Consider the following 12,742-nt stretch of genomic DNA (forward strand, 5'->3'; position numbering starts at 1 on the left):
AGAGTAAACATATGTTTACTCTTCGCTCGCAAATCACTCAACTTCCTTGTGTATATAGACTTTATAGGAAGGTAATTCGCTTTATTTCCTACATTTCAATTTTAAGCACTTCGCTTTACTTTAAGGTAATGCGCTTTATTTCAGAAAGAACGGCTTTGCGAAGGTCGGAGAGTTTTACTTTTCGCTCATTATGCCAAGGCATAGGACGCAGCAATGTCATGGCTTTTAAGCCCAGTCTCGCAGTGAGGATACCGACACCGAGCCCCTGCCCTGCTCGAGCTGAGACTTTACCTGCAAGATCCATCGAGACTAAGTCCATGCTCGCATCAATCGCCAGCTCACTTGCACCGGCCGCTGCCATGTTGATTAAGACCAACTTGAACAATTTAATTCGAGACCAGTAGCCCAGTTCAATGCCATACACATCAGCAAGCTTGTCTATCATAGTGAAATTTCGCCAAGCCACCAGCAACATATCTGCTGCCGCCAATGGGCTCACAGCAACCAAAGCCGCGGATTCGGTCGAGAACTTAGTGACGATCTGAGTCGCGACCTTATCTTGCTGACTCACGACCAACGCATCGTACATATCCAACACTTCAGCATCGCTGTGCGCTGGGTTAATGCTGTTTCGCCACTTATCATAAGCGGGTGATTCAGCGATAATACCGCCCTGCTTGGCAATGTTTTCACAGAATGCTTTGCCTTTACCAACACTCTGGCTTTGTAACAGCTCTTCACTCTGCTCTTGTACACTGAAATGATCTTTCAGCGAACGCAGCTTCCACAACTCTTTGCCTATTGCGCCTAAACCTAATGAAGCAATGGCAGCGATGAAACCTGCCCAACCTAAAGCTAGCCAGTCAGCGGTTTGAATAGCAATAATGACAGAGTCAATCGCCTGCCATCCGACTAGGCCAGAGAAAGCGACAAGTAAGCCCGTTCCAAACCACTTCTTCTTTTTACTCGGTCGAATCACTTGTTCCAGTTGTTGCTCAGCGTCACCATCAAGGTCGGTTTCCACTTGTGGTGCAACGGGCACAAACTTCTCTTGTTCCGTGAATAGCTTTTGAGCACCCAAATCTGGGGTAACTTCATTCTTATCCGGCTCATCGAACGAGGTCTTCAACGGTTCATCAAAGACCTGTTTCGTTTTTAATTCACTCATTTCAATTGCCTCAATTACTTCAACTTGTCGCCAATGAGATACTCTAAAACCTTGTCGATTCTTAGATGCTGACAAGGCTCGTCAGAGTGCTGCTCCATCGGCCTAAAGCTCGTAAAATCAAACTGGTTGGTTTCCCAATACTGTTTGTTTGGCAGTTTACGCGGCACCTCTCCCGGATACATGGTTTGAGGGACATTATCTAAAGTCACACCTTGCAACGCCGGAACATTGTCTGAGCCTGACGAGATATAACCCGCGCTGGTCGCTTGAATAGACGCAATGCTCATGCAACTCATGTCGATGTGTGCAAACGCCGCCTGTTGCCAAGCAGGGTGTACCATCTGCTGTAACAGCGATACCAAGTTTGGATGTTGATCCGGTGTCACATGGTCAGCCTTAGTGGCAGCAAACAAGATCTTGTCAATCTTCGGCGCGAATAAGCGTCTTAATATATTGCTCCGCCCGTACTTAAAGCTTTTTAGTAGCTGCTCTAACGCACCACGCATGTCCATGAAAGAGTCATAGCCTGCGTTAAGTGGTTGTAAGCAATCCACCAGCACGATTTGTCTGTCGAACGTGGCAAAGTGATTCTTATAGAACGCCTTTACGACTTTCTGTTGATACTCTTCATAACGCGCTTTTAAAAACGCATAGTTGCTGGTTTTTGAGAACTTACCCTCGGGAGCAGCGCACGGAAAAAATTGCAGCACAGGCGCGCCTTCAAGCTCACCCGGCAATACGAATCGACCCGGTTGTACCCAGTGCAATCCGTTATCCTTACAAGTATGAAGGTACTGAGTATAGCTATCGGCAATCGCGACCAGTTTCTTTTCTTCTGCTTCGGCTAGCAAGTCAATGTCGCCACGTATTGTGTTCCACTGTTGCGAATAGGTTTCTCTATCGCCTTTCAACGCGGCAAATTGAGATTGACTCCAAGTATCAAAATCCATGTCCAACAAAGGTAAATCAAGCAGCCATTCGCCCGGATAATCAACAATATCGAGATAAAGGGTGCTGTTTTTGCTCAGCAGCTTCTTTGCGCCTTTAGCTGGCTTATATTTAATTGCTAGACGAATCTCACTAACATCTCGCGTTGGCACTGGCCATTCTGGTGGTTGTGCATTCAACGACTCCATTGCTTCATCATAAGAGAAACGTGGGATCATCATGTTTTGTTGCGGGATGCGCTTTGCGCCAATAATTCTGCCATCTCTCGCCGATGCAAGTAGAGGCAGATTTTTGTGGGTAGACGTATGAAGAAGCTGATTAACCAGCGAAGTAATGAATGCTGTCTTACCCGCACGAGAAAGCCCCGTGACCGCTACTCGAATGTGAGAATCCGTTCCTCTGCTTATAAAGTCACTCATTTCTTGAGTTAGGTGTTTCATTTGAACGACTCCGTGATAATTAGGCCAGTCGGTTATGATAATAGATAGGCTAGCCTATGTTCTTTCCCTATTAGGGTTGTTTGTATGCTTTTGCTTTTTCTTTTGCTTGTTCTTTTACTAATAGTGGGGAGTATGCAATACCCATTCTTAATGCTAGATGAATAAAAGCCCCTGACTACATTCATAATCAGGGGCTTTAGAATTTGTCTGCGATATCTGACTCTTAATCGTCTTCAATCAACTTGTAGATAACAAACAGTGCAATCTCTGCGATTAGCCAAAGTGCACAAGTAATCGTCACGTATTTATTATCAAAGATACTGATCCCTTTCAAGATCAGGTCGTAACCAACAAAAGCACCAATCACCACTGCCAAGATAATCTGTAGGATCTGAATAAAACGAGGCATTCCTCTCTCCTATGTTCTTATATCAAACTATGTGTTTATCACTATATCATTGATAATAAGACAAAAGTGCAAATAATGCTGCACTTTTGTCTTCAACTTTCTGTCAAGATTTGCAATTCAAACGCTGAAGTTCGTGTCTATTACGATTTTTTGACTTGGGTAAATTATGCTTTTTCAGCTTGAGCAATTTTCACTTTCCACGTGTCAGGGCCGATCTGGTGCGCGTTCACGCCGTTAGAGTCAACCGCAACCGTTACCGGCATGTCTTCAACTTCAAACTCGTAGATCGCTTCCATACCGAGATCTTCAAACGCAACCACACGTGCTTTTTTAATGGCTTTAGCCACTAAATAAGCTGCACCACCAACCGCCATCAGGTAAACCGATTTATGTTGTTTGATCGACTCAACCGTTGCAGGGCCGCGCTCTGCTTTACCAATCATGCCCATAATGCCAGTTTCTTCTAGCATCATGTCGGTGAACTTATCCATACGAGTAGACGTTGTCGGGCCAGCAGGACCTACCGCTTCATCACCCACAGCATCAACAGGGCCAACGTAGTAAATGAACTTACCTTTCAGGTCGACGCCTTCTGGTAAACCTTCACCACTTTCAAGCATGCCTTGAATACGCTTATGCGCTGCATCACGACCCGTTAAGATCTTGCCTGATAGAAGAACCGTTTCGCCGGTCTTCCAATCTTGAACGTCTTCTTTAGTAATTTCATCAAGGTTAACACGGCGTGTATTTGCGCCTGCTTCCCAAGTTATATCTGGCCACTCTTCTAACTTAGGTGGTGTTAGCTCTGCAGGGCCGCTGCCGTCTAGAGTGAAGTGTACGTGACGCGTTGCCGCACAGTTCGGGATCAAGCAAACAGGCTTAGAGGCTGCGTGCGTTGGTGCTGTTTTGATTTTCACGTCAACCACAGTCGTTAGACCGCCAAGACCTTGTGCGCCAATGCCCAGTTTGTTTACACGGTTGAAGATATCTAAACGAAGCTCTTCTTCTGCGTTCTCTGGGCCTTTGTCGATAAGCTCTTGGATATCGATGTGTTCCATCAGAGATTCTTTAGCGAGTACCGCGGCTTTCTCCGCCGTACCGCCAATACCTATACCTAGCATACCCGGTGGACACCAGCCCGCGCCCATTGTTGGTAGCGTCTTCTCTACCCACTCTGCAATATCATCAGAAGGGTTAAGCATTACCATCTTGGTTTTGTTCTCAGAACCGCCGCCTTTTGCCGCGATTTGAATTTCAACTTTGTTGCCTGGAACCATATTAATGTGAACAACCGCTGGTGTGTTGTCTTTGGTATTAATACGCTTACCTGCAGGGTCCATTAGGACAGATGCACGCAATGGGTTATCTGGATTGTTGTAAGCTTGACGAACGCCTTCATCAACCATCTGTTGTACTGTTTGATCCGTTTCCCACTTAACATCCATACCGATGTTCACGAAACAAGTAACAATACCCGTATCCTGACAAATTGGACGATGGCCTTCCGCAGACATGCGTGAGTTGATAAGAATCTGAGCAATGGCATCTTTAGCTGCTTGGCTCTCTTCTTTCTCGTACGCTTTTTCTAGGGCTTGGACAAAGTCTAAAGGGTGATAATAAGAAATGTACTGAAGTGCGTCAGCGACACTGCTGATCACATCTTGCTTACGAATAACCGTCATTGCATGCCTCTTTATTGTTCTGGTTCCATGTGGGGTCTTGGTTTGACTGTTTTTGTCTAACCGGATTAGTTGGCTTAGCTTTTTATTATGTTGAGCTGTATTTAGTTGCTTTAGCAATCGCTTGCATAGCTGTAAACTAAACCATGTAGTTTGCACCGTTCTAATCAAGAACCCATTTTATTTTCAATTTATGATACTCTTGCTTCCTCTCACACGCCATGCAGTGATCGAACTCTTTGTCACAAATTAAACAAATGAATAACAACGAATTTCGCTCTATCCAAATCAAGCCGCTTGAATATCAATCAACTTTAGCTAAACAGCTGTTTTCTCATATTGAAAGCGTGCCGTGGGCAATGCTATTACGCTCTGCCTCAGAAAGCCACGTCGATAGTCGATACGACATTTTAGTTGCTCAACCCATCGCCACCTTCGAGACAATCGGTGCAAAAACGACCGTCAATGTTAATGAGACGTGCGAGGTTTCAGAGTCAGACCCTTTCGAACTACTCGACCAATATCAGCAGCAATTACTACCCGCAATCAGTGAGCACCCTGAACTGCCTTTCGTTGGTGGTGCTTTGGGGTATTTTAGTTACGATTTAGGGCGACGAGTAGAAGCTCTTCCCTCTCTTGCTAAGCGTGATATTTCTGCACCAGACATGGCGGTTGGATTGTATGAATGGGCTGTGATTGTTGATCATAAGCTTAAAGCTGCGTTCCTTGTTGGGCAAAACATTGATACCCATTGGGATTGGTTAACTCAACAACAATCGCCAAGCCAACAAGCAGAAAGAGCGGAACAAACAGAACGAGTTCGTCAGAAGTTTGGATTAACCACCCCATGGCAATCCAATATGACTGAACAAAGTTATGCCAATAAATTCGATAGCGTTCAAGAGTACTTGTTGTCGGGTGACTGTTATCAGATAAACCTTGCTCAGCGCTTCAATGCCCAATACCAAGGCAGTGAATGGCTCGCTTATGAAAAGTTAGAGAAGTACAATTCAGCTCCATTCTCTGGTTTTATCCGTTTAGCAGGCTGCACCATTCTCAGTGTCTCACCTGAGCGTTTTTTAGAGCTCAATAGTGGCACCATTGAAACCAAGCCAATCAAAGGGACACGTCCTCGTTCTGAAAATTCCATGATTGATGACGCCAATGCTCAAGACCTGTTGAATGCTGAGAAAGATCAGGCAGAAAACCTGATGATCGTCGACCTGCTTCGTAATGATATTGGCCGAGTCGCAAAGCCGGGATCGGTTCATGTACCAAAGCTATTCGATATAGAGAGTTTCCCTGCTGTGCACCACTTAGTGAGCACGATAAGGGCAGAGCTTGATGTCCAATATTCAGCACATGACCTATTAAGGGCTTGCTTTCCCGGGGGGTCGATTACCGGCGCTCCAAAAGTTCGCGCGATGCAGATCATTGAAGAGTTAGAACCGCATCGACGTTCAGCGTACTGCGGCAGTATTGGCTACATCAGCCGAAATGGCAGAATGGATACCAGCATTACGATTCGTACGTTAGTGGCAGAAAACAATACACTTTATGCTTGGGCTGGAGGAGGTGTAGTATTTGATAGTGATTGTGCTTCTGAGTACCAAGAGACTCTTGATAAGCTGAGTCGTATCTTGCCAGTACTCGAAGAATGCTAATTTAAATCGATAACTACCTCAGCATAACTTAGCGGCGTGTTAGCCTATCTAAGTAATTAAATAAAACAACCCTAAGCCATCCAAGATCGCTTAGGGTTTTCAGTTTTTAGAAAAGACAAAATACAGACGCGTTAGCACTAAACAACAGTTACTGGTGCAATGGCCCACTTATTCAGCATTGTCATTAAGTCATTCGCGGTATAGGGTTTACTCAATATATCGTCCATACCAGATTCAATACACAACTCTCGCTCTTCTTTTGTCGTACCAGCGGTTAATGCAATAATTGGTTGGCTATACCCTGAACTTCGCAGTTTCTTCGTCGCTTCAAAACCATCCATGACTGGCATCCGGCAATCCATAAACACAATGTCATACTCATTATTCGACGCTAATTCCAACCCTTCTATACCATTACCGGCAATCGCTGGCTCTATTTCGTATTTGCGTAGCATTTGTTGGATGATGATCTGGTTCATCTTAATATCATCAACCACCAGCACTTTAAGCAATGTCAATTCAACCTCAGACTCAAAACCTTTGGCGACACTATCGCGCTCAGCCAGTGTATCGACAACTTGAAGAGGGAGTGAAATGGTAAATGTCGTACCCGAACCAACAATACTGCTCACCTCAATGTCTCCCCTCATTAACGCAGCTAGCTTGCGACAAATCGCTAAACCAAGCCCTGTCCCTTCGTAATTTCGGCTACTTGAGTTATCGGCCTGTGTAAAAGGTTCAAACAGTGTCTTAATAGCAGATTGAGCAATACCAACGCCACTATCCTCAACAGAAAAAATAAATTGGTCGTTAAGCCATTTTATCTCTACGCTCACATGGCCTTGATCGGTGAATTTAATTGCATTGCCGATTAAGTTCACGAACAATTGAGTAATACGCTCTAAGTCACCGTAGAAGTGACTGGGTACCCCATCGGTTACATTGACATCAAACTGGATCTGCTTTTCAATCGCTCGATTGGTAAAGATACTATCAATGGTATTTTTCAAATCTTGGAGTGCAAATGTCTTGGGAATTAATTCCAGCATACCCGCATTGATTTTACTGTAATCGAGAAGATCATTAATGATGGTTCTAAGAAACTCACCGGATTGGCTCAAGTTATTCACGATCTCACGTTGAGAACTGCTTAGTTCGGTGTCGCTTATCAACTCTGCACTACCAAGAAGACCATTGAGTGGGGTTCTCAATTCATGGTTAATCATCGCGACAAAATCGCGTGTTGCCCTTTCCGACTCTTCTGCTCGCTTACGTGATTCAATATTTCGGTTAATCGCAAGTTGATGAGTTAACGCACTGCAGATAAGGTCCGTCACTAACAACAGTTGGCTTTGGATGAATTCGTAGTCTTGATCTAACAACCTGACTCTGACGATTAACGCGCCGACTATGACTTTTTCAACCTCTAAGGGCACGGTCAGCAGGTCGTCTTGCCAATGAGGTTCTTGAATGTCTTTCTCTATTACCTCGACTGTTTCATCACCATAGTCATGGGTTTGTAACTTAGGGATTAGATTGGGGGGTAACACCAAGCGACTGGCTTCAATTAGATAACTGTTAGTTACACTCGCCGTCAATTGGGACAACATCACGTCATCGAGATCACTCCTCAGAAACGCGCGTCCGAAATCAATCAACAGGTTGTCGATTTGCTCTTGGAATTCGATCCGTCGAATATTCGCATTTGAACGCTTTTCTAATTGGCGCAACGCAAGTTCAAGCTGTTGATTGGCCTCAAACAGTTCGAGACTCTTTTGCTCCAACAAGGCTTCAGCCGCTTTCCGTGCTGCTATTTGACGTTTCAGTTTTTTCTCTTGGGCAGATGCCAGATCCATATCACTTTTCTACTTTGAGATTAAACCTAACCACACTTTGGTCATCATTCTGAGGTGTCATTTCTACCACGATGGTTTCACCATGATAGTCAGCACACCCCTCGATTAATCCCAAACAAACGTGAGACATACATCGTGCGCTTTTATAGTCAAAAACAAGTTGCGCTTCGGTCGTGGTGATAAAGCTAAATTGTGGAGGCTCAGCATCTGGATAGAGCTTCTTCACTTCTACGTGAATGTAACGCTCTACGTGCTGAATAAATTGAAAAGTGGTGTTGCTATGGGCGAGGCTCGCTTTATTCGGTAATGAGGCCAGTAAGTTCTTAAAAACCGATTGTCCAAAAACACGTTGCAGGCTCGCTGCATCAATCTCGGTTTTCTTACTCAAGTTTATAATCAATCGAACAAGATCTTTGTGGTCGTAACTTCCGACTGATGTGTAGATCCCTTCATCTTCTGACATCTCTAGAACTTCTTCCAAAAGCTCTAACCCAAACTTGTCTTCAACAAGCTCTAAAAATTCGGTGAATATGATTCCTTTCATTTCATACCTTTTCTTCTATTTCTTTTTAGAATGGTCCACTAAGTCATTGTTATCAAATTCTTAAACAGAAAATGTACGTTTCATCACCCAATTTATGACATGGATAACGCTTACTAGTAGAAGTACACATATTCAAATATAGCAAAATCCGTCACTCTTAGAAGATTGGGAACATTTACCTTGAAAAACGCCGCTACCCAGTCCCTTCTTATTTCCAGTTATTGCCGGTACTAACGGAGGAAAGTGAAGGCAAATTCGAAATTGGTAATCAACACACGGTTATGACTATACTTAAAATCATAATAATCAATATATTGGCTTTATATGAACAAAGATAACTTCCTTCAACAATTCCAGCTCAACTCTACCGTTGGCTATCACCCAGAATCCGTTGAGCGCGTTTCACATATCAATGACGATCAATTGCGTAAAGCAGCAGTGGTAGTCGGCTTAGTGGAACGAGAGGATGGTTTACATGTTATTTTTACGAAAAGAGCCGCTCATTTAAAACATCACCCTGGTCAAATCAGCTTTCCTGGAGGGAAACACGAACTCTCCGATCCTTCTATGCAATTCACCGCACTTAGAGAACTTCACGAAGAGGTCGGAATTCGATCGGATCAGGTTAAAATTGTTGGGCAATTACCTACTTTGAGTACCATTAGTAAATTTTTAGTTACACCGATTGTTGTAGTGGTCGATTCGGACTATAAACCCATCATCGATGAGAACGAAGTTGCTTCGATTTTTGAGGTGCCCGCCACCTATGTTTTAGACCAAGCCAAGTTACACAGCCACACTGTTAACTTAAAAAAAATCAAGCATCGTGTTTTTGCCATGCCCTTCCAAGAGCACCTAATTTGGGGCGTTACGGCTCAAATCATCCAATCACTGCAGCAACACGTAGTGCAACAAATTACATAGAAACTACGTTTTGTTTAATCCTTGTTAACAAACACAGCCTTTTCCATGGAACAGATTTATTAATCCAATTTTACGCAAACGTTTCCCTGGTATAATTCTGTACAACCCCGCCTTTCGCATAAGATAAACTAATAGCAAGCATGAGCATAAATCACCTGTGGCACGCTATTTTCGTGATCAAAAATCCGTTTTTCGCATATCATGTGACACGCCGTTTCATTACATGATTTAGATCTATTTTTTGTAGAAGAAAATTCTGCAGAATTAGCCCCGACTTATTTCCTGTTCCCAAAAAATGAGTAATTTAACATGAACACAACAACTTCTTCGGCAAATGCCGTTACAGATACAAGCAAGTTTAACTATAAAGATTTTACCTGGTGTCTATCACTATTCGGTACAGCAGTTGGCGCTGGTGTACTATTCCTTCCAATCAAAGCTGGTGCGGGTGGTTTTTGGCCACTAGTTATCCTAGCTTTAATCGCGGCACCAATGACTTGGTTCGCACACAAATCTCTAGCTCGTTTCGTACTGTCTTCTAAGAACCCTGAAGCAGATATTACAGACACAGTTGAAGAACACTTCGGTAAGACTGGCGCGAACCTTATTACTTTCGCTTACTTTTTCGCTATCTACCCAATCGTTCTTATCTACGGTGTTGGTATTACAAACACAGTTGACTCTTTCCTAGTAAACCAAATGGGCATGGAATCTATTCCTCGTCCTCTTCTTTCTGGTGCACTTATCCTTGCTATGACAGCAGGTGTTGTATTCGGTAAAGAGCTGATGCTTAAAGCAACTTCAGCAATGGTTTACCCACTAGTATTCATCCTACTAGCATTGTCTTTCTACCTAGTTCCTGATTGGAACACTTCAATGATGGAAACAAGCCCAGAATGGTCAGCAATGCCTTCTATTATCTGGCTTGCGATTCCAATCATCGTGTTCTCTTTCAACCACAGCCCAATCATTTCACAGTTCTCTAAAGAGCAACGTCGTGTATACGGTGAAGACGCGGTTAAGAAAACTGACGCGATCACTGGTGGCGCAGCAATGATGCTGATGGGTTTTGTAATGTTCTTCGTTTTCTCTGTAGTACTTTCTCTATCTCCAGAGCAACTAGCAACAGCGCAATCTCAAAACATCTCTGTACTTTCTTACCTAGCTAACGTTCACGAGTCTCCACTTATCTCTTACATGGGTCCTCTAGTAGCGTTCGCAGCAATCACTTCTAGCTACTTCGGTCACTTCCTAGGTGCTCATGAAGGTCTTGTTGGTCTAATCAAGTCTCGCTCTGGTTCTTCAATCAGCACGATTGAGAAAGCTTCTCTAGCGTTCATCGTTGTTACAACTTGGATTGTTGCGGTAGTTAACCCAAGCATCCTAGGCATGATTGAAACAATGGGTGCTCCAATGATTGCAGCTATCCTGTTCCTAATGCCTGTATTCGCAATGAACAAAGTACCAGCTATGGCTAAGTACAAAACTTCAGCACCTGTGCAAATCTTTACAGCTTTATGTGGTCTAGCGGCTATTAGTTCTGTAATCTACGGCGCTCTTTAATCTCAAGCCCTTTTTATAAGATGACATTCATCTTATATGGCGAGGTTAGACAAAAAATATAATGATAATAAATGAGCCTCCCTACTCCCCTTGGGAGGCTCTCTTTTTGAGGTAATCGCTATGATTAGTGTATTTGATATCTATAAAATCGGTGTTGGTCCATCGAGCTCACATACAGTTGGACCAATGAAAGCGGGTAAAGAATTTATTGATGACCTACGTTCAATGGGAAAATTGCGCGACATCACTAAAATCACCGTGGACGTATATGGGTCACTATCACTGACAGGGAAAGGTCACCACACAGATATCGCAATCATCATGGGTCTTGCTGGCAATACTCCTGAGCGTGTTGATATCGATTCTATTGCAGGCTTCATTGCTCGAGTAGAAGAAACTGAACGTCTACCTGTCGGTATGCACTGTCATACTGTTTCGTTCCCTCGCGACGGCGGAATGAACTTCCACACTAGCAACCTTTCTCTACACGAGAATGGCATGAGCATTCATGCTTGGGTTGATGACGAAGTCGCATATTCAAAAACGTATTACTCAATTGGTGGTGGTTTCATCGTTGACGAAGAGAACTTCGGCAAAGAAGAAGAAAACCCAATTAAAGCACCTTACGAATTCACAACAGCGGAAGAGCTGGTTAATCAGTGTAAAGAAAGTGGTCTTTCTATCAGTACACTGGTTATGAAAAACCAAGCGGCTTTCCACTCAGACGAAGAGTCTCGCACTTACTTCGCTAACATCTGGAAAACGATGCGTGAGTGTATGGATCGCGGTATGAATACTGAAGGTATCCTGCCTGGTCCACTGCGTGTACCTCGTCGTGCAGCAGCACTTCGCCAACAGCTGATCACTTCAGAAAAAACAACTAACGATCCAATGACGGTTGTTGACTGGGTGAACATGTTTGCTTTCGCAGTAAACGAAGAAAACGCAGCGGGCGGTCGTGTAGTAACGGCACCAACAAACGGCGCGTGTGGCATCATCCCTGCTGTATTGGCTTACTACGATAAGTTCATCCAAACAGTGACAGAGAAAGATTACATCCGTTACTTCGCAGCGTCTGGCGCGATCGGTGGTCTTTACAAGCGTAACGCTTCTATCTCTGGTGCTGAAGTTGGCTGTCAGGGTGAAGTTGGTGTGGCATGTTCTATGGCTGCTGCTGGTCTTGCTGAGCTTATGGGTGGTAGCCCAGAGCAAGTATGTATGGCTGCAGAAATCGGCATGGAGCACAACCTAGGTCTAACGTGTGACCCAGTTGCTGGCCAAGTACAAGTTCCATGTATCGAGCGTAACGGTATTGCTGCAGTTAAAGCAATCAACTCAACTCGTATGGCACTTCGTCGTTCTTCTGCTCCGACTGTTTCTCTAGATAAAGTTATCGAAACAATGCTAGAAACCGGTAAAGACATGAACGCTAAATACCGTGAGACTTCTCAAGGTGGTTTGGCAGTTAAGGTTGTTTGTTAATCATTTCTGAATTAATAAACCGATAATAAAAAAGGAACGCCGATGCGTTAATGCCGATCAGTTAA

General features: G+C 43.9%; 10 protein-coding genes. 4 read left to right on the forward strand and 6 right to left on the reverse strand.

Annotated elements, in window-relative coordinates; genetic code table 11:
* Window positions 1–115 precede the first annotated feature (115 nt).
* From AB4589_RS16225 to AB4589_RS16240, 4 genes are all read right to left on the reverse strand, one after another.
* Window positions 116–1,168 (reverse strand): YcjF family protein, encoded by a 1,053-nt coding sequence (locus tag AB4589_RS16225; RefSeq protein ID WP_372101130.1) that lies wholly within the window; start codon window positions 1,166–1,168, stop codon window positions 116–118.
* 14 nt (window positions 1,169–1,182) lie between these two features.
* Window positions 1,183–2,556 (reverse strand): YcjX family protein, encoded by a 1,374-nt coding sequence (locus tag AB4589_RS16230; RefSeq protein WP_372101132.1) that lies wholly within the window; start codon window positions 2,554–2,556, stop codon window positions 1,183–1,185.
* A gap of 223 nt (window positions 2,557–2,779) precedes the next feature.
* Window positions 2,780–2,965, reverse strand: a complete 186-nt coding sequence (locus tag AB4589_RS16235; protein WP_004734731.1) for a hypothetical protein — start codon at window positions 2,963–2,965, stop codon at window positions 2,780–2,782.
* 164 nt (window positions 2,966–3,129) lie between these two features.
* Window positions 3,130–4,647, reverse strand: coding sequence for a fumarate hydratase (locus tag AB4589_RS16240; RefSeq protein WP_372101134.1), 1,518 nt, complete (start codon window positions 4,645–4,647; stop codon window positions 3,130–3,132).
* A gap of 254 nt (window positions 4,648–4,901) precedes the next feature.
* On the opposite strand from AB4589_RS16240, the gene pabB reads away from it, so the two are divergent.
* Complete coding sequence (pabB, locus tag AB4589_RS16245; RefSeq protein WP_372101136.1) at window positions 4,902–6,308, forward strand: aminodeoxychorismate synthase component I; 1,407 nt, start codon at window positions 4,902–4,904, stop codon at window positions 6,306–6,308.
* A 137-nt stretch (window positions 6,309–6,445) separates the two neighbouring features.
* On the opposite strand, the gene AB4589_RS16250 is transcribed toward pabB, so the two are convergent.
* The gene (locus tag AB4589_RS16250) at window positions 6,446–8,164 is read right to left on the reverse strand and encodes an ATP-binding protein (RefSeq protein ID WP_372101138.1); all 1,719 of its coding nucleotides are present in this window, start codon (window positions 8,162–8,164) and stop codon (window positions 6,446–6,448) included.
* A gap of 1 nt (window position 8,165) precedes the next feature.
* Window positions 8,166–8,708 (reverse strand): heme NO-binding domain-containing protein, encoded by a 543-nt coding sequence (locus AB4589_RS16255; RefSeq protein ID WP_102258595.1) that lies wholly within the window; start codon window positions 8,706–8,708, stop codon window positions 8,166–8,168.
* 324 nt (window positions 8,709–9,032) lie between these two features.
* On the opposite strand from AB4589_RS16255, the gene AB4589_RS16260 reads away from it, so the two are divergent.
* From AB4589_RS16260 to AB4589_RS16270, 3 genes are all read left to right on the forward strand, one after another.
* The gene (locus tag AB4589_RS16260) at window positions 9,033–9,632 is read left to right on the forward strand and encodes a CoA pyrophosphatase (RefSeq protein ID WP_009847034.1); all 600 of its coding nucleotides are present in this window, start codon (window positions 9,033–9,035) and stop codon (window positions 9,630–9,632) included.
* 309 nt (window positions 9,633–9,941) lie between these two features.
* Entirely contained in the window at window positions 9,942–11,195 is a 1,254-nt protein-coding gene (locus AB4589_RS16265) for an aromatic amino acid transport family protein (protein WP_009847035.1), read from the forward strand.
* 120 nt (window positions 11,196–11,315) lie between these two features.
* Entirely contained in the window at window positions 11,316–12,677 is a 1,362-nt protein-coding gene (locus AB4589_RS16270) for an L-serine ammonia-lyase (protein ID WP_009847036.1), read from the forward strand.
* The last annotated feature ends 65 nt before the right edge of the window (window positions 12,678–12,742 follow it).

It is taken from the genome of Vibrio sp. 10N.222.49.A3, from assembly GCF_041475145.1.
Taxonomy (GTDB): domain Bacteria; phylum Pseudomonadota; class Gammaproteobacteria; order Enterobacterales; family Vibrionaceae; genus Vibrio; species Vibrio tasmaniensis_A.

Coding starts and splice junctions, on each gene's coding strand:
- AB4589_RS16225 (WP_372101130.1), bottom strand. CDS start 1,168: ATGAGTGAATTAAAAACGAAACAGGTCTTTGATGAACCGTTGAAGACC.
- AB4589_RS16230 (WP_372101132.1), bottom strand. CDS start 2,556: ATGAAACACCTAACTCAAGAAATGAGTGACTTTATAAGCAGAGGAACG.
- AB4589_RS16235 (WP_004734731.1), bottom strand. CDS start 2,965: ATGCCTCGTTTTATTCAGATCCTACAGATTATCTTGGCAGTGGTGATT.
- AB4589_RS16240 (WP_372101134.1), bottom strand. CDS start 4,647: ATGACGGTTATTCGTAAGCAAGATGTGATCAGCAGTGTCGCTGACGCA.
- pabB (WP_372101136.1), top strand. CDS start 4,902: ATGAATAACAACGAATTTCGCTCTATCCAAATCAAGCCGCTTGAATAT.
- AB4589_RS16250 (WP_372101138.1), bottom strand. CDS start 8,164: ATGGATCTGGCATCTGCCCAAGAGAAAAAACTGAAACGTCAAATAGCA.
- AB4589_RS16255 (WP_102258595.1), bottom strand. CDS start 8,708: ATGAAAGGAATCATATTCACCGAATTTTTAGAGCTTGTTGAAGACAAG.
- AB4589_RS16260 (WP_009847034.1), top strand. CDS start 9,033: ATGAACAAAGATAACTTCCTTCAACAATTCCAGCTCAACTCTACCGTT.
- AB4589_RS16265 (WP_009847035.1), top strand. CDS start 9,942: ATGAACACAACAACTTCTTCGGCAAATGCCGTTACAGATACAAGCAAG.
- AB4589_RS16270 (WP_009847036.1), top strand. CDS start 11,316: ATGATTAGTGTATTTGATATCTATAAAATCGGTGTTGGTCCATCGAGC.